This is a genomic window from Pararhizobium sp. DWP3-4 (genome assembly GCF_049898205.1).
Lineage (GTDB): Bacteria > Pseudomonadota > Alphaproteobacteria > Rhizobiales > Rhizobiaceae > Pararhizobium.
On the sequence record NZ_JAFCXF010000005.1, the window covers coordinates 200,279 to 225,008 of the forward strand.

Sequence of the window (24,730 nt, forward strand, 5' to 3'; positions counted from 1 at the left end):
CCTTAACCTAAGCGCATGCCGTCCGCGTCAAAATAGAGCGGCTTGTCGGGCTGGATTTTGACGATGTCTCCGCCCTTCAGCCTGGTATGGGCGTCGGTTACGGTGACGATGTCGTTTTTCTTGAATTCCAAATGAAGACGCGTCTGATCACCGAGATGCTCGACACGTTTGACCAGTGCCTCCTGCCCCTCGCCTTGGGTGATATGTTCGGGGCGCATCCCAATGTTCACCGCCTTGGGCGGCGAGCCGGGAAAGGTATCGGCGGCGAGAACATTGATCCGAGGCTGACCAAGCCTTGTCGCGGTATAGAGGCTCACCGGCCGCTCATAGATTTCGCGCGGCGATCCGAACTGCACCAGCCTGCCCTCATGAAGGACGCCGATATGTGTCGCCATCGTCATCGCCTCGATCTGGTCATGGGTGACGTACAAGAGGGTGGCGCCGGAATTGGCCTGAATACTCTTCAATTCGATGCGCAGGTCGGCCCGCAGCTTGGCGTCGAGCGAGCTGAGCGGCTCGTCCATGAGGTAAATCTGCGGATTGCGCACCAAGGCCCTGCCGATCGAGACACGCTGCATCTCGCCGCCCGAAAGATTGGTGGCCTTATTGTCGAGCTTGTGGGAAATCTGGAGCATCTCCGCGACCGACGTCACCTTGCGGTCGATATCCGCCTTCGGCGTCCGCAGCAGTGGTGACTTCAGCGGGAATTCGAGATTCTGGCGCACGGTCAAATGCGGATACAGGGAGTATTGCTGAAACACCAACGCAACATTTCGCTCGGCAGGCGCAAGATCCCTGACAGAGCGGCCGGCGAAATAGATGTCGCCACTATCCGGCTTATCCAGTCCCGACACCATGCGCAGCGTCGTCGTCTTTCCCGCGCCGGTCGGCCCCAAGAGTACGACGAAGGAACCGCTCGGGATCGTCAGCGACAGGTTGTCGAGCGCAGCACGGCCGGCGAAGGTCTTCGTCACGTTTTCGAGGATGACGTCAACCATGGCGCAGGATTCCCTCATTGGCCTCAGACAGCATCGCCTGCCCCTTCACGCCATCGAAGATGGTCAGCGTCTGCGTATCGAATTCAAGCCCGATGGTTTCGCCAGTGTTCACCGATTGCTTGGCGGAAGTGCGTGCCTTGATCTCGCCGTTGGGCGTTGCAATTGTGACGATCTGCGTCGTGCCGAGATATTCCGTGGCGAGCACCCGTCCGCGATAGGTCGACGCATCGGAGAAGCGGATATGCTCGGGCCTGACACCCATTGTCAGCTTGCCGCTGGCACCCTGCCGCGACACAGGAACAGCAACCCGGTGTCCGGAAAGCTCGATAGCATCGCTTCCGATACCGATCATGCCGTCAAAATCGAAGAAATTCATTGCCGGGGAACCGATGAATTTGGCGACGAATTTGGTCGCCGGCCAATCATAGATGTCCTGTGGCTTTCCAAACTGTTCAACGACGCCATGGTTCATGACGACGATTTTGTCGCCCATCTGCATGGCTTCCAGCTGGTCATGGGTGACATAAACCGTTGTCGCACCAATGCGATCGTGGAGTGCGCGCAGTTCCTCGGCCGTATGCTCGCGAAACTCCGCGTCAAGCGCACCCAAAGGCTCGTCCATGAAGAAGGCTTTCGGACGGCGCACGATGGCACGGCCGAGCGCGACGCGCTGCCGGTCACCGCCCGACAATCCCCCAACCGGGCGGTCGAGGATACCCTCGATCTTGAGGATGCGCGCCACCTCTTCCACCCGTACCCTCGCCTCGGCGCGAGGCATCCCTTGGCTGAGCAGTGGATAGGAAATATTCTTGCGCACGTTCATATGCGGGTAGAGGGCGAACATCTGGAAGACGAAGGCGATATCGCGCTGGCTCGCCGGCTTCATGCCGACTTCCTCTCCATCGATATAGATTTCACCGCTGGTCGGTAGTTCGAGGCCCGCCATCATGCGCAACGTCGTCGTCTTGCCGCAACCGGACGGTCCAAGCAGCATGAAGAACTCGCCGTCCTCCACGGTGAAAGATGAGGACTGGACGGCGGTGAATGCTCCGAACTCCTTACGCACATTCTGAATTCTGATCTGTGCCATGGTTACTCCGGAAAATGACTGACGATGATGAACATCACTGTGCCCACCAGGGTGACGATGAAGGATGCGGAGTACAGTGACAGGGAGAACGGCTGCATCAGCATGAAAACGCCGAGCGCGATGAGAATCGATGCGACCATCTCCCAGGCGCCGCGACGGAAACCACGCAGTCCGTTTACGAATTCCGTCATTTGCGGACTGCTCCAAAAGTTATGCCACGCAGCAGATGCTTGCGAAGGACAATTGTAAAAATCATCACGGGAACGAGAAACAGCGTCGCGCCTGCGGCAACGGCCGGCCAATCCTGGCCGCCGACACCGATGATGGTGGGAATGAAAGGCGGCGCGGTCTGGGCGGTGCCTGAGGTCAAAAGAACCGCAAAGGCATATTCATTCCAGGCAAAGATCAGGCAGAAGATCGCTGTCGATGCGATGCCGGTCATCGCCTGCGGCAGCACGACCTTGTAAAACGCCTGGAAGCGCGTGTAGCCGTCGATCAGCGCCGCCTCTTCGTACTCGATTGGGATCTCGTCGATGAACCCCTTGAGGAGCCAGACCGCCAGTGAAAGGTTGACGGCCGTATAGAGCAGGATCATGCCGGCATGGGTGTCGTTGAGCCCGAGAGACCGGAACATCAAGAAGATCGGGATGGCAACGGCAATCGGCGGCATCATGCGCGTCGACAGGATGAAGAAAAGCAGGTCGTCCTTGAGCGGGACTTTGAAACGGGAGAAGGCATAGGCTGCCGCCGTGCCAAGCACGATGCAAAGAATGGTCGAGCCGAAACCGATGATCATGGAATTGGAGAACCGTTCCAGGAAGCGCGACGGTCCGGCTATGATGAAACCATCCTTGCGCACGATCCGGTCATACCAGGTGTTCGGCTCGCCGAGTTCCTTCAAGTCCTGCTCTGTCGCCCGGGTGCGGGTGGTGAACAGGTTGACATAGCCTTCCAGGGTCGGCTCGAAGAGGGTCTTGGGCGGATAGGCAATGGCGTCCGACGGCGACTTGAAGCTCGTCGCGATGATCCACAGTAGCGGCAGGATCGTGATCAGGGCATAGAGGACGACAAGCGTTCCGGCAGCCCATTTCTGACGAGCCGAAGGTTCTGTAGCGGAATAGCTGCTCATCTTTGTTTCACCTTGTTCAGGGCTTTGACATAGATCGAAGCGAGGCCGAAGACTGTTACGAAAAGGATGACCGCGTAGGCCGACGCATATCCCGTGCGCCACTTCTCAAAGGCTTCTCGCTTGAGATTGATCGACGTCAGTTCAGTGATCGACCCCGGCCCTCCCCCGGTCAGCTGAACCACGAGGTCGAACATCTTGAAGTTTTCGATGCCGCGGAAAAGCACCGCCAGCATCAGGAACGGCAACACCATCGGGATGGTAATTGTCCAAAACTGCCGCCATTTGCTGGCGCGGTCGCACTCGGCCGCTTCATAGATACTGCTGGGAATGGAACGCAGGCCCGCCAGGCAGATCAGCATGACGAACGGTGTCCACATCCACGTATCGACGATGATGATCGCCCAGGGCGCGAGGGAGACGTCGCCGATCATCGAGAAGGCGGAAGGATCCGTTCCGGTGAGGTAGCCGACCGCGTAGTTGAACAGGCCGATTTGCGGTTGGTAGAGGAATGTCCAGAAGTTTCCGACGACTGCCGGGCTCAACATCATCGGCAGGACGATAATCGTCGTCCACATGTCGTTGCCGCGGAATTTCTTGTTGATGAGGTAGGCGAGTGCGAAGCCGATCAGGACCTGGAGGACGATCGTCCAGATCAGGAAATGGGCCGTCGCCTGCATCGTCTGCCAGATATCCCCGTCGGTGAGGACGCTGATGTAATTTTTCAACCCGACGAACTGGACCTCGGCATTGGGGCGATTGACGCGGAAATTGGTAAAGCTCAGCCGTACTGTCCAGATCAAAGGGAAGATGTTGACGGCGAGCAGCAGAAAGATCGATGGCGCTACGAACAGCCAGGCGATCGCTCTGTCCGAAAGCCCTTGACTGCGCTTGGACACGACAGGCGACTTTTCGCCCACGGCCCGATCAGCCGGTGAATCGAGCATCTTATTCCCCTAAGTCAGAAGAAGCATAGTTCGCAGGACCGGCTGCTATCGGCCGGTCCTGCACAGACACCCCGCAGGGAGGTCACGCGGTCAGTGTCTAGTATTTGCCTTCGTCTTCGAAGATCGTCTTCCAGTCGGCGGCAAGCCCGTCAAGCGCGTCCTTGGCCGTGTCTTGCCCGGCGACTACGTAGTTGTGGAAGCGTTTTTGCGATGCCTGCAGCAGCGAGGCATAGGACGGCTCGGCCCAGAAGTCCTTTACGATTGCCATGGAATCGAGGAAGGTCTGGGCGTAAGGCTGACTTTTGGCAAAGCCTGGATCCTCGACCACCGCACGCAAAGCCGAATAACCACCCAACTGCCACCATTTGGCCTGGACGTCAGGCTGGGCAAACCACTTGATGTATTCAAGGGCTGCATCCTGCTTTTCGGAAACGGCGACCACCGAAATGCCCTGGCCGCCGAGTTGGGCAAACTGCTTGCCATCCGGGCCTGCGGGATTGGGGAAATAGCCGGACTTGTCGCCGCCGACATTGGGGTCGGCATTGATGCCAGGCCAGGTAAAAGCAAAGTTCATCTGCAACGCTACCTGACCGGATTTATAGGCGTCGATGTTTTCTGACATATAGGCGTCGGACGAGCCGGGAGGAGCGCAGCAATTGTAGAGCTCCTTGTAGAATTCCAGGCCCTTTACCGACTTGTCGGAATTGACGTATCCTTCGAGTTCGTAAGGCTTGTCGGGGTTCTGGTATTCGAAACCATAGCTGTAGAGCACGTCCATCGCGCCCATGGTGATGCCTTCGGAGCCGCGCTCGGTATAGATCGCGGCGCCATAGACCGTCTTGCCGTCAATCACACGACCTTGGAAGAATTCCGCAATATGCTTCAGCTCTTCGAAGGTTTTCGGGACGGCGAGCTCGTGGCCATATTTCTGCTTGAACTCCGCCTGTAGCTCGGGCCGCGAGAACCAGTCCTTGCGGTAGCTCCAGCCGACGACATCACCGAAGGCGGGAAGCGCCCAATAGTTCGGTGTTCCCTTGGGCCATTCGGAATAGCCGGTAACCGTCGCCGGAATGAAATCGCTCATCTTGATGCCTTCTTTGTCAAAGAAGTCATTGAGCTTTACATATTGACCGTTTTCGGCGGCGCCGCCGATCCACTGGCTGTCACCGATCATCAGATCGCACAGCTTGCCGCCGGAGTTCAGCTCGTTGAGCATGCGGTCTGCGAAGTTTGGCCAGGGCACGAATTCGAAACTCATTTTGTGGCCGGACTTGGCCTCAAAATCCTTGCTGAGCGAAACCAGGGCATTGGCCGGATCCCAAGCTGCCCAGCACAAAGTCAAATCTTCCGACTGCGCCGAAGTTGTGGCTCCCAGTGACACAAGCCCGGTCACGACGCCTGCCGCAAATGCCGATTTCAGAAATGAACGTGGCATGAAATCTCCTCCCTAGTGACACTCCGACCTCCATCGGCACGTGCCTGAGCGCTCTTGACGAGCACGATGCAAAGGCCGGCCCTGCGACCAAACCTTCCCTCCAACACCAGCTTTGCGGCCAGTCGGCCCTCTTTGCCGCCGTCGTTGTCATGGTATAACTGAGGTGCGCACCTCAACGCAAGTCGATTTTGAGGTGCGCACTTCAATTTCTTGCTTTTTTGCGCGGACTGTTGGAAAACGAGAACGGTCAAAGCGTAGGAACGGAAGGCATCAGATGATACGACCCACCGCGAAGGATCTGGCAGAAGCCGCCGGTGTCAGCCTGGCAACTGTCGACCGGGTATTGAACGACAGGCCGAATGTCAGTGCCAAGGCCGCGCGCAGGGTGCATGAGGCCATTGAAAAAATTGGCTTTGTCCGCAATCTTGCTGCGGTGGCTCTTGCCCGCAATAAAATCTACCGGTTTCGCTTCGTCTTACCGAGCAAGGGAGATCAGTATCTGCAGGAATTGCTGCACCGTGTCAGCGAAGCCCGCCGGACGCTCAAGTCCGATCTGACGGAAATTACCGTTGATCAGATTCCAACCGACGATCCCTACCAGCTGTCGCGGCATCTGGCGGCGATAGAAACCGATGAAGTGGATGGCGTCGCCGTCATGGCGCCGGAATCACCGCAGGTGCGCGACGCTTTGAGCCGTCTGATGACGCGGGGAATTCATCTTGTGCAGTTTCTGTCCGGCCAGGAAAAGTTGAAGACGGCCGATTTTGTCGGCGTCGACAATTTCGCTGCCGGGGCGACGGCCGGCCGGATCATCGGACGCTTCCTCGGCAACGAGCCCGGAAAGATCATGATTGTCGCCGAAACCATGGTGGCACGAGACAGCATCGAACGCCGTCGCGGTTTCGACAGCATCATTAACGAGCAGTTCCCGCACCTGCGCGCCTTGCCATCGCTTGAGACCTATGGTGACCAGGGCCGGGCTGCGGCAATCATTCAAAATGTCGTCGAACGCCATCACGACATCAGGGCTGCCTATGTGCTCAGTCCGGAAAGCCGGATTCCGGTCTCGGCCATCTCGCAACACGCCGACCTGCAAAAAGTCACTGTCGTCGTTCACGAACGCACACCTTTCAGCGAGGAAGCCCTGCGCACAGGCCGCATCGACGCCATCATTGCGCAGGACCCCGGCCATGCCGTGCGCAGCGCTGTCCGTATCATGCGCGCCCGCGCCGACCTGCGCGACCCGATTGCCGCCCAGGAAAAAATCAGGATCGAAGTCTTGCTGAAGGAGAACCTCTGAGATTGCCGTGCCGCTCACCGTTGAGCCGATTGTTACTGCCGGCGACGCCTGCCCCTGATTGCCGGCCGAATTCGCCTTTGTCCAAATGCGCTCCGAAAACCTCAAACTTCGCATCTCCAGTTCGGTCCTTGCGTTAATGGCTCTGCGTCCCGCACCAGACTGGCTGGCTCATTGCAGTCCCTGCGCTTGTTTCCGGGTGGTGTTGCACAAAATCGCCCAGTTTTGCGCACCATTCGAGAAGCGCGTCGCCCCTCACGCACCCACCGTCTTAAGCTTGTGCTCGGCCTGCAGCTCGCGCCGCTTGACCGCCTCGATGTCGCGGTAGCCGTCGGCCGGATGGGTCTTAGGCAGATAGGGGCCCTCCCCGAAGAGCTTTTCTCTCAGTGTTCCCGGCTTATAGACTGTCGGGTATGCACCGCGCTTTTGCAGTTCCGGCACGATATGGCCGACGACATCCTCGAAGCTGTCCGGTGTCACAGCATAGGCGATGTTGAAGCCATCTACGCCGGTATCCTCGACCCATTCCTGCAAAATATCGGCAATCCGCTCAGGCGAGCCGACAAAGACGGGGCCCATGCCGCCGATACCGCCGAACTGCGCGAGTTCATCGATCGTCCACGATTTGTCACCGCCGGCAATGTGCTCGACGAAGGAATGAATCGCGTTTGTCTCGATCTTCTCCACTACATCCGTCGGCGCATACTGGCCAAAATCGATGCCGCTCCAGCCAGACATGAAGGTCAGCGAGCCATCATAGGAGACGTAGCTCTTGTATTCCTCGAACTTTCTCTGCGCCTTCTCTTCGGTGTCGTCGGTAATGATGGTAATTAGCGTGTAGATGAACACTTTGTTCGGATCGCGGCCCGCCTGAGCGATGCGTTCGCGAATGTCGGCGACATAGCCCTTGAGCACCGATTTCGTCGGGGCCGCGACGAAGATGCATTCGGCATGGCCAGCGGCGAAAGTCTTGCCCGGTCCCGACGCTCCGGCTTGATAGAGAACCGGTGTCCGCTGCGGTGAAGGCTCGCTGAGGTGATACCCGGGCACATCAAAATACTTGCCCTTGTGGCCGATCTCGTGAACCTTGGTCGGGTCTGTGAATATCCGCTTGTCCCGGTCGCGCAGAACCGCGCCTTCCTCCCAACTGCCTTCGAACAGCTTGTAGAGCACCTCAACATATTCGTTGGCGACCTCGTAGCGATTGTCATGGCCACGCAGCCCGCCTTGGCCGATATTCTTGGCGCCGCTCTCCAGGTAGGACGTCACGATGTTCCAGCCGACCCGGCCCTTGGTGTGGTGGTCGGCCGTCGCCAACCGGCGGGCGAAGGTGTAGGGGTGTTCGAACGATGTCGATGCCGTGATGCCGATACCGAGGTGCTCGGTGGCGAGCGCGATCGGTGCAGCGAGCTGCAGCGGATCGTTCACCGGAATCTGGGCCGCCTGGTGGATCGCGTGATAGTTCGAGCCCTTGTAGACATCGTAGTAGCCGATGACGTCGGCAATGAAGACACCATCAAAGATGCCGCGCTCAAGCGTGCGGGCCAGATCCTGCCAATAGTCGAGATCCTTGTATTTCCACGACTTGTCGCGCGGATGCGACCACAATCCCGGCGATTGGTGGCCAACGCAATTCATGTCGAAGGCGTTGAAGCGGATTTGACGGGCCATGGATATCTCCGGTTTCCAAAGGCAGCATTCGAATGCAGCCACAACCGGACAAAATAGCCACAAACGTCCATCAATACAGACACTCTATGTTTTTTATGCTCTAATAAGTGAAATCGATTTCCAGTTCACCCTGACCTCATTCAAAGCGGCAAGCTCAGGAGGCCGAGCCGCCGGCGCATCAGTGCTGTCGTGCCGCATAAACGATAAGAGGATGGCAAGCTTCAAGGCTCGCGAATGGCGGTGTCCAGCCCGCGCAGCAGGGGATACAGGAAATAGGAAATAACCGTACGGCTCCCGACCTTGAGCTCGGCCGTGACGGTCATGCCTGGCAAAAGCCGGACAGGTTCGCCGGGGGCCTGCAGAAGCGTGCTGGAAAGCAAGACCCGCGCTTTGAAAAATGTACCTGCAGGCTGGTCGGCGCCAGCTGCTTTTTCAGGCGGAGGGAAAGCATCGCGGCTGATGGTCCTGACCGTGCCTGTGACGGTACCGTATTTCTGGAATGGATAGGCATCCAGCTTGACCCGCGCCTCCTTGTCGACGGCGACCCGGCCGATATCCTGCGAACTGATAGAGACCTCCGCCTCGAGTGGAACGTTCAGTGGAACGAGCGTTACGATCGGTTCGGCTTCGCGCACTACGGAACCGACCGATCGTTGCGCAAGGTCCAGGACGACGGCGTCTTCAGGCGCCGTTAACGTGACCATGTTGCGGCGCAGTTCCATCTTCTTTAGTTCTTCGCCCACCGTATCGCGCTGGTTGCGCAATTCAACGAGCTTGTCCATCGATGCGCGCCGGAAGTCTTCAATGAACGCTTGCCGATCGGCTGTCAGCTTGGCCAGAGAATGCCCCGCCTCCGCAGCCTTGCCGTGCAGCGCGGAGATATCCGTATCGACATCAAGCCGGGCATCGCGCGATACGAGGAACGCCACGAGGGACCCTGTGTCGTTTTTGTAGAGCGTCTCGCGGGCGTTTTCGATCAGGATCAGGTTTTCGCGGCGGCTCGTAAGGACCGTCTCTTGGTTCTTACCGGCTTCAATCGCGGCAGCCTGCCCAGCGATTTGCTGATCGAAATTCTGCAATTGGGCGGTGTAGAAGGCGTGGCGCTGGGCAAAAAGCTGGACCTGCAGCTGTTCGTCAGGGGAGCCTCCAGCCAATTTCGCGTAGTCCGCATGGCCGATCTCGGCGGTGATCCGCTTGACCTGGGCATCAAGGGCCGCATATTGGGCACGCCGCTGATCGACGTCGGATTGGCTGAACGTTGCGTCCAGCGTTGCCAGCGTCTGACCCGCCTTGACGATCTCGCCGGTGGTGACATCGATCGTGCGGATGATCGAGGTTTCGAGCGGTTGAACGATGATGGTCGGACGGGTGGTAATCAACTTACCGGGCGCGATCACCACCTCGTCGATCTTGGAGACGGATGCCCAGGTGACGGCAGTGCAGATCAGCGCTGTGATGCCATAGAGCGTCATTCGAGCAATTTTCGGAGGGACGCGCTCCTCCAGTTCGACCGCGTCGGACTGGAACTCAGCGAAAGCGGGCGGCAGTGGCTGTTTGTTGACGATTTCCCTGCCCGGCTTTGGGACCGGAACAGGGAGATTCTCATGGAGCTTTTCCGGGCGCGCGTTCATGCGGATTGCCTTGTTTGCTGCGACCAAAGGTGGCGATAGGTTATGCAGCGAGAAACGAGTTGATCGTGGCGGCCGATATCGGCGATCTTCCCGCGATCGACCACCAGAATCGCATCGGCATCGACGAGCGTCGATAGGCGATGCGAGACGATGATCACGGTACGACCCTCGGCGATCTTGCTCAAATTCTGCCGCAATATCGCTTCGCTGTCTGGGTCTAGCGCGCTGGTCGCCTCGTCCAGGATCAGCAGTTTTGGATTGGTAATCAGTGCGCGGGCGATGGCCAAGCGCTGCTTTTGACCACCGGAAAGGTTCGAGGCATTTTCCTCCAACATGGATTCAAAGCCTCGCGGCAGCCGTTCGATGAATTCTTCGGCGCCGGCAATGCGCGCGACCTCGATGATCTCTTCGATGCTTGCATCGGGCTTGGCGGCGGCGATGTTTTCGCGAACAGATCCACGGAAAAGGAAATTGTCCTGTAGCACTACGCCGATGCTGGAGCGCAGATGGACCAGATCGATTTCCCGGCTGTCATAGCCGTCGATCCGGACCAACCCCTGCTGGTTCTGATACAGGCCCTGGATTAAGCGGGTGACGGTCGTTTTTCCGGATCCGCTTCTTCCAACGATGCCGAAGACCGAGCCGGCGGGAACCGTGAAAGACACGTCGTCAAGCGCCGGCGCGCCATCCGGCCCGTAGCGGAACGTCACCTTGTCAAACTCGATGCGGCCCTTCAGTTGGGGCCTGATCCCCCGGCCTCGCCCGAACTGTTCGGGGCGCTGATTCATGATTTCACCGAGCATGCGCACTGAGAGTGCCACTTCCTGATACTCGTGCACCATCGTGACGATCTGGACGAGCGGACCGGAAACCCGTCCGGCAAGCATGTTGAAGGCGACCAGCGCGCCGATCGTCATGGTGCCGCTGAACACGTCAAGCGCGCCAAGGCCGATGATGGCGACGCTCATCAATTTCTCCAGAAGCCCCGTCAGTGCCTGTGCGACGGTCGAAATCTTATCGACGCGAAAGCGCACGGAGATCGCCTGGGCGGAACGGTCATCCCACACCTGGCGCTGACGCGGTTCAAGCGCCAGAGACTTGACGGTGCGCATTCCGTGGACGGTTTCGACCAACAGCGCCTGCCGCTCGCCTTCGGCCTGGTAGAGAGCCTGGAGACGCCGCTGAAACGGTCCGACAAGCAACATGACCACAAGGCCGACAAGCGCAGCGAAACCCAGCACGACAAAGGTCAGCTTGACGCTGTAGAGAACCAGGATCGGTATGAAGACCAAAAGCGAAAGCGCGTCGAGAAGCGTTAGAAACAGGCGGCCCGTGAGAAATTCACGGATACGTCCCGTCTGTTGCATATGCTTCACCAGTACCCCGGCCGAGGCGTGCTCGAACAGCGCGATCGGAAGATTGAGGAGGTGGCCGAAGGTGCGTGTCGCGATCCTGATGTCGATCTTGTTGGTGGCATAAAGCAGCAGATAGCGGCGCAGGAAAGTGAAGGCTGCGTCGAAGACGAGAGCAATGGCGATGCCGATGGTCAGAACTGCAAGCGTCGCGTAGCTCTGATGGACGAGAACCTTGTCGATGACGAGTTGAAAAAAGATCGGTGTTGCAAGACCGAGCCCGTAAAGGACGAACGCGGCCAGCGCAACATCGCGAAGCAGGCTGCGCTGACGCACGATTTCCGGAACAAACCAGCGAAAGCCAAATGGCTGATCGGTGTCGGACAGACGATAGTTGCGTTTGACCAGAATTGCTGAGCCGCGCCAGTGTTTGAGAAATTGCTCCTGGTTCAGCAAGAGGAATTCCGGACGTTGTGCCAACGGGTCGAGAACACGGACCATCTCGTCCTCGCCGCTGCCCGTCGCGCCGGCGATAACGACCCAATTGCCGTTTTCTAGCTCGGCAAGCACCGGAAAGGCGTCGCCGAGTTGAAACAGCGACCGCCAGGTCATTTTGAGGTTTTTTGCTTTCAGCCCGGCATCTTTCGCCATCCGCAGGAGTTGCCGCATGGGCACCGCCTGTTCGCCGACGGCGTAGTCGTGCAACAACCTTTCGGGTGAAAGATCGACCCCATGATGGCGGCCAACCAGTGCCAAGCACTGGAGATTTGTGTGCGCGAGTGTACTCATGGCCTCACTTGAGCGATGGCTCTGTTACCGGTCAGTTGAAATTAGGGGACGCGTTTGCCGACAGCGGCGGTTGTTGCGCGGCATCGCTCTGCGGAATTTGCGCGATGTCTGCAACCCTGCGAACCGCACCCGCCTCGACCAGACCGCCCAATGCTTTCTGCATGAGGTCGACGGCATTGGCGAAAGCGTCTACCGGCATGATGATCCGCTGGCGAAAGACGGGTTTGGGATTGTTGTTGGCATCGCGTTCGGTCGGTGAAAGCGACATCAGGTCGATCCGCACAATCGTTCCGGTAACGGTGATTTCACCGATGCCATCGGCATATAGTTCGTTGTTCATTGTCGTCTCCCAGGTTGAGGGTTAGGTCCTTCAGGCGGCGTGAGCGTGCTCCCAAGGCGGGAACGGGTCGTGGAGATCGTGCGCGGCCTGCGGATCAAATCCATTCTCTGATCCGATCAGGCAGTCATCGAGCGCAGCGCGGATGGCACTTTCGCAAAGACCCGCTCCTATGAAGACAAGCTCCTGCCGGCGGTCACCCCAAAGGGCGCTCCAGTTCTTGTCCAGCAACGCAAGAAATTGCGGATGACGAGGCCAGTGCCCCTTCGGAACTGTCGCCCACCATAGCCCCTTCGATTCGATCCGATGTTGCACGCCTGCGATCGACAACAGGCCGATCCAGTCGGGCCGGGTGGCGAGCCAGAAGTGTCCCTTAGCCCGGATGAGGCCAGGCCATTCCCGGCCGAGGAAATCCTTGAGTTTGGACGGATCGAAAGGCCGGCGGGCCCTGTAGACAAAGCTCGATATGCCATATTCTTCAGTTTCGGGCACGTGGTCTCCCCACCCGTAAAGCTCCTTGTGCCACAGCGGATGGCGGGCCGATTTGGCCTCGCTGAAAAGGCCAGTATCGAGAATCACCGACAGCGGCAGATGGCCGAAGTCCGTTTCGATCACGCGCGCATCGGGATTGAGCGCCGCAACGACGCGGCGAAGAGCGTTTCGCGTCTCTTGGGTCACCTCGGAAATCTTGTTTATAATGACGACATCCGCGAATTCGATCTGTTCGACCAGAAGATCGACCAGCGTTCGCTTGTCGTCATCAGCGCGCGTTTCGCCGCGATCGCTGAGGAGGTCGGCGCTGGAATAGTCTGTCATCAGATTGACCGCATCGACGACCGAGACCATCGTGTCGAGGCGGGCGATATCGCTAAGTGCCGCACCCGTTTCATCTCGGAAGGAGAAGGTAGCCGCGATCGGCAAGGGTTCCGCAATGCCCGTTGCCTCGATTAACAGGTAGTCGAACCGGCCCTCCACCGCGAGCCGGCGGACTTCACTCAGCAGGTCATCGCGTAGAGTGCAGCAAATGCAGCCGTTCGTAAGCTCGACCAATGTCTCATCCGTTCGCGAAAGTTCAGCACCGCCGTCGCGAACAAGGTCTGCATCGATATTGATCTCGCTCATGTCGTTGACCAGAACCGCCACACGCAGGCCATCGCGATTGCGCAAGACATGATTGAGGATGGTGGTCTTTCCTGCGCCAAGAAAGCCTGCAAGGACGGTCACAGGCAGCCGGTTATCACCGTTCATCCGAGCCCGTTCCTCTCTCGTTTCGCCGCCCGCTTCGGTCGGAAGGTGGCATAAACGTGGGTCCGATTTGCAATATTTGCCCGCCTTGAACAGGCCGGCTGCTCCATAGGCGGACACACGATTGCCGCCGAGAGATGACGAAAGCCCGCCCGGATTGACGGTTGTGGTTCAGGAGGTGAAAAAGCTGTCCCGGCATTACCGACATACTCAGACGCTTGTCACTCTTCACGTGGCTTCTCAACATGTGGAACCGCCCCCTGGTCCGTGTGAGACTGATTTACTTCGCCTATCTTGCCAACTTTCTCGCGTTCGCGAACCGCACCAATCGGGAGTAGTCTCTACCGTGTAGGTATCCCCCGATGTGATGAGGGTTGCCAGCTTAACAACGATGGCAAACCAGCCCAGGCGAGAAACCCGGCTTTGGCACACGTCAAATCGCCGCCGGAAAGGCAGCGTTCGAACACGCGTCGATTCGAGGAACTGCGGGCTAGTTGATACCCCATGCCAGCTTCAGTTCCCGGGGTCGGCGCTCGTATCCGTTCCGCCGGAAAGAAAGCCCGGAATGACGAGATTTTTTTGAACGCCTGCCAAGGCCGATTTTGCAGCAAAAGGGCCGTAAGCGATGGCTCTGATGACAGCGTCGAAAGAGACCGCGCAATATCTCGTTAACCTTCCGTTAACCACTTTCTCACTACACCGGAGCAACAGAAAATTTACCAAGTTGAATGATGTGTTAACAGAACCCCGACCGATCCGTCTCAAGGGACGTTCCTTCCTCGCGCTTGCGCTGACACCCGAACTGCCGCTTGACGCCTGGCTGGTCCAGCTCGACCACCTAGCCGCCCGTTCCGCCGGATTCTTCTTGCGCCGGCCGATTGTACTCGACGTGCAAGGACTGGAGATCGAGCGCGCCGAGCTACGAGATCTCGTCAATCAGCTTGGTATGCGGAATGTCCGAATCATGGGGATCGAAGGCGCTCGATCCTCATTACTCGGCCCGGACCTACCGCCCGCGATGACGGACGGGCGCCCGGCTTCAGACGTCGAAGTACCTGCCAGCGAAAACGCTGAAAAGGAAGATCCTCCCGAAAACCCGCTCACCTGTGCCCCGATATTGCCCAAAGCGATGCCGTCGATTGTTGTCAGTCAACCGGTGCGCTCGGGACAATCGCGCCACTACCCTGAAGGGGACGTGACCATCGTTGGTTCGGTCGCCTCGGGCGCAGAAGTGGTCGCGGGCGGATCAATCCATATTTACGGCGCACTGCGTGGACGTGCGATGGCGGGGACCATGGGCAATTCTTCTGCGCGCATCTTTTGCCGGAAACTTGAAGCTGAGCTGATTGCAATCGACGGTTTTTATCTAACTGCCGAGGACATGGAGCCAGGGCTGCGCGGAAAAGCAGTCCACATCTGGCTCGAAGGCGAAACGATCAAAGCTGAAGCTCTCAGCTAATCAAAGACGTATTCCTACTGAATTGGAGAGGTAAATGGGCAAGGTAATCGTGGTGACGTCGGGCAAGGGTGGCGTCGGCAAGACGACATCGACTGCTGCATTGGGCGCAGCACTGGCACAGAGTGGCGACAAGGTCGTGGTGGTCGATTTCGACGTCGGGCTACGCAATCTTGACCTGGTGATGGGGGCGGAAAGACGCGTGGTTTATGACCTCGTCAACGTCATCCAGGGCGAAGCCAAGCTGACGCAAGCGCTGATCCGGGACAAGCGGGTGGAAACACTCTATCTGCTGCCGGCGTCGCAAACCCGTGACAAGGAGAATCTCACTGCTGAAGGCGTCGAGAAGGTTATCTCCTCACTCAGAAGTGCTTTCGACTGGGTTATCTGTGACAGCCCTGCCGGCATCGAGCGTGGCGCAACCCTTGCCATGCGTCATGCTGACGTGGCGATCGTCGTAACCAACCCCGAAGTTTCTTCGGTCCGCGATTCAGACCGTATCATTGGTCTGCTCGATTCCAAGACGTTGAAAGCCGAGAATGGCGAGCCGATGGAGAAACACCTGCTGCTGACCCGCTACGACTCGGCGCGCGCAGATCGTGGCGACATGCTCAAGGTGGATGACGTGCTTGAGATTTTGTCGATCCCGCTCCTCGGTATCATCCCAGAGAGCATGGATGTCCTGCGCGCCTCCAACGTGGGCGCTCCTGTTACTCTGGCGGATGGGCGTAGCGCCCCGGCGATGGCCTATTTCGAGGCCGCCCGGCGGCTGAAAGGTGAAACACTGCCGGTCACCATTCCGGGAGAGAAGCGAGGTTTCTTCGGCAAGATCTTCGGAAGGAAAGCGGCATGAACCTTTTCGGATTGTTTTCCCGATCGCAATCTGCACCTGCCGCTCGCGAGCGGCTCCAAGTGCTTCTTGCCCATGACCGTGCCTCAACCGGAGATTCAGACCTCGTCACCAAGTTGCGCGACGAGATCCTTCGTGCGATCTCCAAGCATATGCAGGTCGACAGCGACAAAGTCAGCGTCAAATTGGAGCGCGGCATCCAGGTCTCGACGCTCGTTGTCGATGTCGAAATTCCGTTTGATGCAGCAAGGAAGGCGGCCTGACGGCCGCCGACTACACTGTCCACCGGCGCGCTGAAACGCTGAAAAATTCCTGAAAATGGCAGCTTTCCAAAAGGCGCCGTCCAGTCGCATTTACTTTTTCAGCTAGATTCCGTCGCTGCAGACAAAGCGCTCCCTCGCGGCCTGGGACACAGCTGGATAGCGAAATTTTAACATACCGCATTTCTGCGGCGTCAATCGCGCCGTGCCCCGAGCATGCCAGGCAAGAACAGTCTGCAAAGCACCCGCAGGGCGCTTTGCAGTTATCGACCTCAGCTCCAGGCGTGGAGGGGGGCTTTTCACCGTTGAGGGGTCCCACGCGCCGCGTTGCCGTTCTTTCAAGCCTCCCCCATTCAGCATCTTATTGCTGCCGCGCCGCGCGCAACGCACGAGCCAGCGGCTCATACTCCTGTCGCCCTGATTTTTCGAACTGCGCCGACAACAGGCCGTTATCGCAAGGCCGCTCGTCGTCCCATCCAAGATGACTGATAATGGGGTAAAGACATATGCCTTCGATTGGGACCCCGGCCTTCATCGCCGCACGGACCTCGGCGTAGACGTAGGTAATCCAGCTTGCACGCCGCTCCGCCTCGATCCCTGTCTCCGCGATAAAGACCGGCTTGCCATACCGGGCGTAGGTTTCGATCAAGATCGTCCGCAGCGGCTTGTAAAGCGGGTGATCCATGTCGATAGGCGGCCCGCCATGAATCCATTGGTTGTTGTGGTAGTAGTTGACCCCAACGATATCGAGATATTTTTCCGCACCCCCGATCTGCGGCCACATCCGGCCGGCGATCAGGTCCCAACCTTGATATTGGGATTGACGGTGACCTTCGGCAACGCGCCGCTCCCATTGACGGGCCGGATCGGTGACGACGTTGATGACCGGGTCGCAGTGAACGAACCGGGCTCTCGGATCGACCGCAAGAACAGCCTCCATAGCAGCAACCGAACCGCGCGCCAGTTGAACCTTCAATTCGAAACCGCGTCCATTGGCAAATGGATTGAGGTAACCGGCATCCCCGCCGCCCCAGGAGAAAAATGAGATTTCGTTGACGGGAGAGTAAAACGGCACCGCATCGCTATTGTCGCGAACGACCCTTGCTGCAGCCCCGGCAAAATGCGCAAAACGCGCGATGAAATTCGGTGACCAGACATCGACGTCGTCAGGCCAGCCGTAATGCAGCAGATCCCAGATCACCTGGGTTCCGGTCTCGTTTGCCGCCTTAAGCATGGGCAGGAAGCTCGACCAGTCGTATTCTCCAGCGCTCGTTTCGATCAGATGCCAGCGCAGCCCGTCTCGAACGGTGCGGATTGAGTGCCGGGCAAGCTGCGAATAGTCGCTTGCGGCGTAGACGTCATGGCCGGTTGCCGCGATCACATCCAGCCGCTTTCCGACCGTCTCGCCCTCACGTGCACGCAGCCGGTGCGTGGAACACTCGAATCCGCCTTGCAAAAAGGACTTGAAAAGCCCGGTTGGCCCACCCTGTTTTCGCTCTGACGCAACCTGCTCAATGAGCCTCTCCCACTGTGGTACGACGGCGCCAGCACTGTAATAGGTTTCCACTTTGGAACGTAAAGTCTGGCCAAGCCTGCTGCGCAACGCGGCCGACGAAATCAACTTTTTCATAGCCGCAGCCACGGAGTCCGGATCTCCATAGGGTACAAACAAACCGGATACGCCGTCGTCAATCTGTTGCAAGGCGCCATTGTCTGGCGTTGCGATCACTGGCAGGCATGCAGCACCAGCCTCTGCGATCACATGCGGCATGCCCTCGCCCCTCGACAGCCAGGTGAAAATATCAGCGGCCGACAGTAGGGCCGGAATGTCCTTGCGGTCCCCCAGGAAAGTCAGCACGCCGGCCAATCCACGGGCGACTGCGAGCGATTTCAATTTCACGGCATAGTCCGGCATGAATGCGTCCGGTCCGCCGACGATCATGAATCGCGCATTTACATCTTGGACATGCACGATCGCCGCAGCTTCGATGAAATCCTCAACGTTTTTCTTGGGGTCGAGACGGCCCACCCATGCGATTAGGATGTCGCTTTCCGCAATGCCCAGCGACGCGCGCATGCCAGCCCGTTGAAAAGGATCGAACTCCGACAGATCGACCATCGAAGGGATTTCGATAGCGTCGTTCTCCCGCCCCCGCATCCCCGAGGCTGCGGCGTCGCGGATGGACCGGCATACACCGACATAGCGATGGGTAAAATGCTTCGGCCCTGCGAGGGCTTCCGACACAAGGCCGCCATGCTCTATCAAAGGCGGGCGCAGGTGAATGCGTTCGAGCGCCGGATAGATGTCGGCAACATTCTGACAGGAAACGACAACATCGTATCCCGATATCTTGCTTGCAAGATAGGACACCGTATCCTGGAACGACAGTTCGTAGGGCGTCGTGTCCACGTCAACACCGAGTGCCTGCAGTTGTGCATGTGTTTGTTCCGGCATGTTTGGTTTGCGGAAACACGCCACAACATCGAGCTTGTAGCGGGCACGGTCGAGGTTGCGGGCGAGGAGGCGGACCTCGGTTTCCTCGCCGCCGACCACCAACCATGCGAAGACGAACAGGATACGAATGGGCGGATCGATCGGACTCATTCCTGGACCTTGAAAACGATCTGCAAAAATTCGGGCCGGTTTTCTACAAGATCGGCGAGGAATCTTGGACCGTCGTCGAATGGCACGATATGGGTAATCATATGTTCACGGATCAGGCTACCGTGGCTCCTCATAAGTTGCACGGTTTCTCCTGAGAGCCGGCGTCTGTCCCAAAGCGGCGCCAGACCACGCGGCACGCGATTGATCTGGGCGCAGCGAATGTTAAGGCCGTTGTGATGAAATTCCTCGCCCAGCCGCAGCGCATCGGCCCCATCCTGATAGAAGGCAAGATCGATTACGGTACCCTGGGGACGCAACGCTTTCAGCGCCACATGCAGGCTGCGGGAATGGGCGCGCGTCTGGAAGACGACATCGGCGCCTCGGTCACTGCCACCGTTGTGCCAGCTTGCTTTCGCGTGCTGCCAGACGTCCTCCTCACTCATGGCCATCAGGCCCATAGCCTTGGCTTTGCCGCGTCGAAACTCCGAAGGGTCGGCGATGATGACACCTGACGCGCCCAGTTTCTGTGCGAACAGCGCCGTCATCAAACCGACCGTGCCGGCACCGAGGACCACCACCTGACGGCCCGCAATACCGGCTCCGAGACTGTGAACGTTGCTCCCGAGCACATCCGCATCGGCATGCAGAATGCCATTGGCCGCAATCGGCCCCATCTGCGCGACGAAAACGCCGAGAATGGGATCGACGTCGGCCGGCAGCGGCACGAGCATGTCATGGAACGGATCGGCCGTGTGGCCGCTCTTGTGCGCATAGGTCGTGGCAAGAACGCCACCGTTTTCAAAACCGGTGGCTTTCGATTCCGATACCCGGGCCACTTCCATATAGCCAAGGAATGGAACGGGATAATGCAGATCAGGCTGGTTTTCGATGAATACGCCACGGCCGCCGTCGAAACGGGAGTGGAAATATGGGTTGGTATTCTTCATGAAGGTCAATTCGGTTCCAGCGGAAAAACCGGTGTAGAGCGTATCCAGCCGGACCTGGCCGTCGGCGGGTGGCCCCTCTTCGTACTCTGTAAAGAATGCCCTTCCCGGGCTTTGGATCCCCAGCGAGCGAATATGACGATGGCCGGGCGGCAGCCCTCGAGGAGCCTGCGTTTGTACCTGGTGCTGAAGCGGCGCGGTCGAGTTGCGGCCCACGACAGGTGCGTCGAGCCTGATCGGCTCGCCGCTGCGTGCTGAAGTTTCAACTGCGAGCGCCAGCCGGTGTGTTGCCAGCGCATCTTCGTAGGTGCAGCGAATGTGATTTTCTCCACCGCGCACGGCATCGATGAAATCGCGATCTTCGCGCCAGACCGGATCGCCTTCGGCATGCCTCACGGGCCTGCCGGAACCCACATCGACCATGATATCATGGTCGGTCAGTTCTATTGCCAGCCGGTCGGCAAAGATATTCAAGCCAACCTTGTGGCTCCAGCCGAGGAGGCATGTCGAGGATATGTTGGCAATAACCCCGGACTGAAAGGTGAGGCTTGCCGTAGTGACGGCTGGTACATTGAGGCCGGGGAATTCAGGGCGGTCCTTGAACCCTACGCGACCATAAACCTCCGTCACTTCTCCGATCAGATAGCGCGCAAGATCGACGATATGCGTCGTCTGCTCGACCATCTGGCCGCCGGACCGATCGGACTTCCACCACCATTGCGGCGGGGGGGTCTGGTCCAGCCAATAGCCAGAAAGAAGCTGGGCAGGGTTGTCGGCCAAAAGCGTGCGCGCCTCTTCGACGGTATCGAGGTATCGCCAGTGGTATCCCACAGCTGTGATCAGCGTTGCCTTTTGGATCGCGGCCGACAATTCTTCTGCCAGGCCGATATCGAGCGTGATCGGTTTTTCGACAAAGAACGGGATACTGCGGGCAATCAAATCCCGTTCGGCTTCGCCATGGGCGAAGGGCGGAATGCAGATATAGACCGCGTCGAGAACCTCTTGTTCCAGCATCGTGCCATGGCTTTCGAATGCCTTCGCGCCAAATCGAGATGCGGCTTGTGCGGCACGCCCGAAGTCCGGGTCGGCAAAGGCCACCAGTGACACATCCTCGAAACCGGCCAGAATATCGAGGTGCCGCTGGGCAATGCCACCGACGCCAATGAAGCCGATGCGTATCTTGTTCATGGAAGCATGTCCTTGTGTTTCGTCTTCTTGGTCTGACAGAAAGCGCCGGTAGACAGTGGCGGTCTGATCCGCCATCCGCTGCGCTGAAAATTCGGTCTGGAAACGCTGCCGGGCGTCTTGCGCTGCTGTCTTCGCCTGATCGGGGTGATCTAGAGCCTTAATGATCGCACCAGCCAAAGAAGCGGGATTTCCGCTGTCCGCAAAGAACGGATAATCCGGTCCCAGTGCCTCGACAGTACCGCCAATCCGGGTTGCAACGACAGGCAGTGCGAGCGACATCGCTTCGAGCAGCGCCAACGGTAGTCCCTCAAATTGCGATGGGAGGACAAAGAGATCAGCACTGGCCATCAGCTCGGCGATATCGGTGCGATGCCCCAGAAACCGGACATGCGGATCGAGTCCCAAATCCTCGACGAGCGCCTGAACAATCTCCATTTCCTCGCCCCTCCCGACAAGAAGCAGGACGGCTGAAGGGCATCTTGCAAGAACCGTTGGCATTGCCCTGATCAGAGTAGCGTGATCCTTCTGCTTGGAAAAACGCGCGACCGTAAGAAGCACCGTTTTTCCAGCGAGCTCCGGCGCGGCCTTTTCTGGCCTGCCGTCTGCTTCCAATGCGAAAATCCCGTTCCGAACGACGGTCATGCGACGAGGGTCGGTACCATTATTTGTGAAACTTGAACGCGATGCGTCTGAAACGACGATATGGTGCGAGAGAATCTGGCTTTCGCGCTCGTAGTCTGCCTTCTGGTCGCTATCGGTCAGAAGATAGGGAAGATGGTCCGTGCGGATGACAGGGATACCGCCCGCAGCCCCAGCTCTGGCGACCTCGTGGCCTTCCCAACCAATGCCGGCGTGGACGTGGAGCAAAGATGCGCCATGGGAGCGCAGCCAAGCCGTGAAGGTGTCATTGTCGTCGATAGCTTTGATCGTAAGCCCGCAACGAGCGGCTCGGCTGAGCAATTCGGCGTCAACGCCCGCCAGCGTTACGTCGAATTGCAGTTGAAGCGCCCGCCCAAGCAACAGCATGTGCTCGCCCATGCCGGATGGATCGAGGCTATCCGTCGCAAGAACAATCCGGGGACGTGTGCTGATCATTGGACGTTGGCAGCCACGGCATCGCTTGACACGGCCTTCGTCATCCGGCGATACGTCGCCAGCGCCTGGCCCACAACCTGATCCATATTGTAATATTTATAAGTTCCCAGCCGGCCGACAAAAGTGACGTCACTGCGCTCACGAGCCAACGCCTCGTATTGCTTGTAGAGTGCCTGGTTTTCCGGCCTGGGGATCGGGTAGTAGGGATCTCCGTCAGCACAGGCGAATTCATAGCAAATACTGGTCTTCGGATGAACCTGCCCTGTCAGGTGCTTATACTCGGTTATCCGGGTGTAGGGTACGGACTCGGAGGGATAGTTGACGACGCCGACCGGCAGTATGCGCCGGGTGTCGCGTGTTTCGTGCTGGAACTTCAGGCTGCGATAAGGCAATCGGCCGAAACGATAACCGAAATACTCGTCGATCGGTCCGGTAAAGATCGTATGTGCCGCCAGATTTTCTCTGCGGATGTCCACATATTCCGTGCCGGTCATGACCGTAATGTTCTCGTGGTCGAGCATTTTTTCGAACATGTGGGTATAACCATGAAGCGGCATAGCCTGATAAGTATCGAGAAAATAGCGGTCATCCGTACTGGTCCGTGTCGGCACCCGCGCCGTCACGGCTTTGTCGAGCTGCGAGGGATCTAGCCCCCATTGCTTGCGGGTGTAACCCTCGAAGAACGTCCGGTAGAGATCGCTGCCAACCTGCGACACCACCACATCCTTCGACGTCACGATCGGATTGCAGGGCTCGGCCCGGCCGGCTAGAAACTGTGCTGCCTGCTCCTCGTCGCGGAGATCGACGCCGTAAAGCTCATTCAGCGTCGTTCTGTTGATAGGCACAGGCAGTTGACGACCGCCAACATCGGCGAGCACCCGGTGCTCGTAGGGTCTCCAGGCAGTGAAGCGCGATAGGTAATTGAAAATCTCTTCGCTGTTGGTGTGGAAGATATGCGGACCATATTGGTGAATGAGAATGCCGTCGTCATTGTGGAAATCATAGGCATTACCGGCGATGTGCGGGCGCCGGTCGCAGACAAGCACCCGCTTGTTGTCGGCGGACGCAAGCCTCTCGGCCAGGACCGAACCGGCAAACCCTGCCCCGACAATCATGTAATCGTAATTGGCTGCAGGCTTGGTCCCGGATCGATCGCGATAGTTCCGTTTTGCAGGTTGCTCCGGTACGAGGCGCCGCGTCACGGCCTCGTCAATCAACGCATTCATTGCCAAAAACATTTGGTCCCAGGATGAACCTGTCAGCATGGTATCGACCGATGCAAGCCAATCGGTACCGGACGTCTTCAGAGCAAGCGCCTCATCGCACGCAGCTGCAAAGCTATCCGCATCTTCAGCAATGAACACGCCTTCACAACTTGCGTAATGGCGCACGACGTCCCTAATCGGGGTACTGACGACCGGACGTCCGGCAGCAAGATATTCAGGAGTCTTGGTCGGGCTGATGAACTTTGTCGCTTCGTTCATGGCAAACGGCATCAGGGCGGCATCCCATCCCGAAAGATAGGCCGGCAATTCATCATACCTCTTTTGGCCGAGATAATGAATGTTCGAAGCCTTGGGCAGGTCCTCGGAAGCAATCTTGGCGACGGGGCCGATGAGGATGAACGACATGTTAGGTCTGGATTTCGCCACGGCACCGATCAGGGCAAGATCGAGGCGCTCGTCGATGACACCATAGTAGCCAAGCTTCGGGCCTGTGACGGATCCTTGATCGGATGGCTCCTTGCGGTCACGTCTGGCCGCTTGAAAATGGTTGACATCGACGCTCGACGGAAAAGGGTGAATGTTGTCGTGCAGATGGCGCTTGGCCTCGTACAGACTGTGTCCTCCGGTGAAAACCACATCGGCGCGGGCAATCAAGGCCGCTTCTGTTTCCTTCAGGCGGAGCGGTGCGAATTTGAAGTTTGCCAATTCGTCCATGCAGTCGTACACGACCGCCGCCGCATCCACATGACGGGCAAAATTGTACATCATCGGCGTATAGAACCACAGGATCGGACGTGTCGCGTTGTTCAGCGTCAGCAGGTCATCAAGGAGTTTACTCAGCGCCTTTTCACGGTCGGATTCGTTCCACCCATGCGGAATACGCGGACGAACGGCCTTGACAGTCGTACCTTCGAAAGGGTGGATTTCCAGATAGGCAAGATGATGGTCTGTCGGAATGAACTCTTCAAAGAAGAAGACCTGGCGATCGCTGGCAAAGCGACCCATCAGATGTTGCGGACGCTGCAACACGAAGTCCCAGCGTAAATGAGAGAAACAAATCAGCGGCGCGTTGCGGTCAGATTCTGCGTGCGACGCTTGAAAAAACGAACTGGAGAGATTCATTGCACATCCGCTGTTGAGAGACGGAGACAAACTGTATTTCCGGAGCTTTGTTCCGCGTTTTTCTTA

18 protein-coding genes are annotated in these 24,730 nt (G+C 58.2%); 4 read left to right on the forward strand and 14 right to left on the reverse strand.

Annotation, left to right across the window (positions count from 1 at the left end):
• Nucleotides 1–2: 2 nt before the first annotated feature.
• The 6 genes from ACP7E6_RS14955 to ACP7E6_RS14980 all read right to left on the reverse strand — a co-directional run bounded on the left by ACP7E6_RS14955 (nt 3) and on the right by ACP7E6_RS14980 (nt 5,596).
• Complete coding sequence (locus ACP7E6_RS14955; protein WP_426230505.1) at nt 3–998, reverse strand: ABC transporter ATP-binding protein; 996 nt, start codon at nt 996–998, stop codon at nt 3–5.
• Complete coding sequence (locus ACP7E6_RS14960) at nt 991–2,088, reverse strand: ABC transporter ATP-binding protein (protein ID WP_426230506.1); 1,098 nt, start codon at nt 2,086–2,088, stop codon at nt 991–993. Before ACP7E6_RS14960 ends, ACP7E6_RS14955 begins: the two co-directional genes overlap by 8 nt.
• 2 nt (nt 2,089–2,090) lie before the next feature.
• Nucleotides 2,091–2,279 carry a hypothetical protein gene (locus ACP7E6_RS14965; protein ID WP_426230507.1) on the reverse strand — a complete coding sequence of 63 codons (189 nt, stop codon included), beginning with the start codon at nt 2,277–2,279 and terminating at the stop codon, nt 2,091–2,093.
• On the reverse strand, nt 2,276–3,217 hold the full coding sequence (locus tag ACP7E6_RS14970; RefSeq protein WP_426230508.1) for a carbohydrate ABC transporter permease: 942 nt from the start codon (nt 3,215–3,217) through the stop codon (nt 2,276–2,278). The genes ACP7E6_RS14965 and ACP7E6_RS14970 overlap by 4 nt, the downstream gene beginning before the upstream one ends.
• Entirely contained in the window at nt 3,214–4,161 is a 948-nt protein-coding gene (locus ACP7E6_RS14975; protein WP_426230509.1) for a carbohydrate ABC transporter permease, read from the reverse strand. The genes ACP7E6_RS14970 and ACP7E6_RS14975 overlap by 4 nt, the downstream gene beginning before the upstream one ends.
• A gap of 97 nt (nt 4,162–4,258) precedes the next feature.
• On the reverse strand, nt 4,259–5,596 hold the full coding sequence (locus ACP7E6_RS14980) for an ABC transporter substrate-binding protein (RefSeq protein WP_426230510.1): 1,338 nt from the start codon (nt 5,594–5,596) through the stop codon (nt 4,259–4,261).
• A 277-nt stretch (nt 5,597–5,873) separates the two neighbouring features.
• Between ACP7E6_RS14980 and ACP7E6_RS14985 the strand changes: the two genes are divergently transcribed.
• Nucleotides 5,874–6,896: a LacI family DNA-binding transcriptional regulator gene (locus tag ACP7E6_RS14985; RefSeq protein ID WP_426230760.1), complete on the forward strand. Its 1,023-nt coding sequence runs from the start codon at nt 5,874–5,876 to the stop codon at nt 6,894–6,896.
• Nucleotides 6,897–7,148: 252 nt separating this feature from the next.
• On the opposite strand, the gene ACP7E6_RS14990 is transcribed toward ACP7E6_RS14985, so the two are convergent.
• From ACP7E6_RS14990 to ACP7E6_RS15010, 5 genes are all read right to left on the reverse strand, one after another.
• Nucleotides 7,149–8,564 (reverse strand): LLM class flavin-dependent oxidoreductase, encoded by a 1,416-nt coding sequence (locus ACP7E6_RS14990; RefSeq protein WP_426230511.1) that lies wholly within the window; start codon nt 8,562–8,564, stop codon nt 7,149–7,151.
• A 221-nt stretch (nt 8,565–8,785) separates the two neighbouring features.
• Nucleotides 8,786–10,195 carry an HlyD family type I secretion periplasmic adaptor subunit gene (locus tag ACP7E6_RS14995; RefSeq protein WP_426230512.1) on the reverse strand — a complete coding sequence of 470 codons (1,410 nt, stop codon included), beginning with the start codon at nt 10,193–10,195 and terminating at the stop codon, nt 8,786–8,788.
• Nucleotides 10,192–12,336, reverse strand: coding sequence for a peptidase domain-containing ABC transporter (locus tag ACP7E6_RS15000; RefSeq protein WP_426230513.1), 2,145 nt, complete (start codon nt 12,334–12,336; stop codon nt 10,192–10,194). The genes ACP7E6_RS14995 and ACP7E6_RS15000 overlap by 4 nt, the downstream gene beginning before the upstream one ends.
• Before the next feature lie 31 nt (nt 12,337–12,367).
• A complete protein-coding gene (locus ACP7E6_RS15005) occupies nt 12,368–12,676 on the reverse strand; it encodes a hypothetical protein (RefSeq protein ID WP_426230514.1) in 309 nt (102 codons plus the stop codon).
• Nucleotides 12,677–12,706: 30 nt separating this feature from the next.
• Complete coding sequence (locus ACP7E6_RS15010; protein WP_426230515.1) at nt 12,707–13,921, reverse strand: GTP-binding protein; 1,215 nt, start codon at nt 13,919–13,921, stop codon at nt 12,707–12,709.
• A gap of 721 nt (nt 13,922–14,642) precedes the next feature.
• Between ACP7E6_RS15010 and minC the strand changes: the two genes are divergently transcribed.
• Genes minC through minE form a run of 3 tightly spaced genes read left to right on the forward strand, consistent with a single transcriptional unit; the run spans nt 14,643 to nt 16,487 of the window.
• Nucleotides 14,643–15,377 carry a septum site-determining protein MinC gene (gene minC, locus ACP7E6_RS15015; RefSeq protein WP_426230761.1) on the forward strand — a complete coding sequence of 245 codons (735 nt, stop codon included), beginning with the start codon at nt 14,643–14,645 and terminating at the stop codon, nt 15,375–15,377.
• Between the two features lie 34 nt (nt 15,378–15,411).
• Nucleotides 15,412–16,227, forward strand: a complete 816-nt coding sequence (gene minD / locus ACP7E6_RS15020; RefSeq protein ID WP_426230516.1) for a septum site-determining protein MinD — start codon at nt 15,412–15,414, stop codon at nt 16,225–16,227.
• Entirely contained in the window at nt 16,224–16,487 is a 264-nt protein-coding gene (gene minE / locus ACP7E6_RS15025; RefSeq protein WP_426230517.1) for a cell division topological specificity factor MinE, read from the forward strand. Before minD ends, minE begins: the two co-directional genes overlap by 4 nt.
• 358 nt (nt 16,488–16,845) lie before the next feature.
• On the opposite strand, the gene ACP7E6_RS15030 is transcribed toward minE, so the two are convergent.
• Genes ACP7E6_RS15030 through glf form a run of 3 tightly spaced genes read right to left on the reverse strand, consistent with a single transcriptional unit; the run spans nt 16,846 to nt 24,664 of the window.
• Nucleotides 16,846–19,089, reverse strand: coding sequence for a glycosyltransferase (locus tag ACP7E6_RS15030; protein ID WP_426230518.1), 2,244 nt, complete (start codon nt 19,087–19,089; stop codon nt 16,846–16,848).
• A complete protein-coding gene (locus ACP7E6_RS15035) occupies nt 19,086–22,313 on the reverse strand; it encodes a glycosyltransferase (RefSeq protein WP_426230762.1) in 3,228 nt (1,075 codons plus the stop codon). The genes ACP7E6_RS15030 and ACP7E6_RS15035 overlap by 4 nt, the downstream gene beginning before the upstream one ends.
• On the reverse strand, nt 22,313–24,664 hold the full coding sequence (gene glf, locus ACP7E6_RS15040; protein ID WP_426230519.1) for a UDP-galactopyranose mutase: 2,352 nt from the start codon (nt 24,662–24,664) through the stop codon (nt 22,313–22,315). The genes ACP7E6_RS15035 and glf overlap by 1 nt, the downstream gene beginning before the upstream one ends.
• Nucleotides 24,665–24,730: the final 66 nt, after the last annotated feature.

Bases quoted from the DNA above. Each gene is read 5' to 3' on its own strand.
- ACP7E6_RS15030 (WP_426230518.1), bottom strand. From the start codon at position 19,089: ATGAGTCCGATCGATCCGCCCATTCGTATCCTGTTCGTCTTCGCATGG.
- minD (WP_426230516.1), top strand. From the start codon at position 15,412: ATGGGCAAGGTAATCGTGGTGACGTCGGGCAAGGGTGGCGTCGGCAAG.
- ACP7E6_RS15005 (WP_426230514.1), bottom strand. From the start codon at position 12,676: ATGAACAACGAACTATATGCCGATGGCATCGGTGAAATCACCGTTACC.
- glf (WP_426230519.1), bottom strand. From the start codon at position 24,664: ATGAATCTCTCCAGTTCGTTTTTTCAAGCGTCGCACGCAGAATCTGAC.
- ACP7E6_RS14960 (WP_426230506.1), bottom strand. From the start codon at position 2,088: ATGGCACAGATCAGAATTCAGAATGTGCGTAAGGAGTTCGGAGCATTC.
- ACP7E6_RS14990 (WP_426230511.1), bottom strand. From the start codon at position 8,564: ATGGCCCGTCAAATCCGCTTCAACGCCTTCGACATGAATTGCGTTGGC.
- ACP7E6_RS14965 (WP_426230507.1), bottom strand. From the start codon at position 2,279: ATGACGGAATTCGTAAACGGACTGCGTGGTTTCCGTCGCGGCGCCTGG.
- ACP7E6_RS14955 (WP_426230505.1), bottom strand. From the start codon at position 998: ATGGTTGACGTCATCCTCGAAAACGTGACGAAGACCTTCGCCGGCCGT.
- ACP7E6_RS14975 (WP_426230509.1), bottom strand. From the start codon at position 4,161: ATGCTCGATTCACCGGCTGATCGGGCCGTGGGCGAAAAGTCGCCTGTC.
- ACP7E6_RS14970 (WP_426230508.1), bottom strand. From the start codon at position 3,217: ATGAGCAGCTATTCCGCTACAGAACCTTCGGCTCGTCAGAAATGGGCT.
- ACP7E6_RS15010 (WP_426230515.1), bottom strand. From the start codon at position 13,921: ATGAACGGTGATAACCGGCTGCCTGTGACCGTCCTTGCAGGCTTTCTT.
- ACP7E6_RS15000 (WP_426230513.1), bottom strand. From the start codon at position 12,336: ATGAGTACACTCGCGCACACAAATCTCCAGTGCTTGGCACTGGTTGGC.
- minE (WP_426230517.1), top strand. From the start codon at position 16,224: ATGAACCTTTTCGGATTGTTTTCCCGATCGCAATCTGCACCTGCCGCT.
- ACP7E6_RS14995 (WP_426230512.1), bottom strand. From the start codon at position 10,195: ATGAACGCGCGCCCGGAAAAGCTCCATGAGAATCTCCCTGTTCCGGTC.
- ACP7E6_RS14980 (WP_426230510.1), bottom strand. From the start codon at position 5,596: ATGCCACGTTCATTTCTGAAATCGGCATTTGCGGCAGGCGTCGTGACC.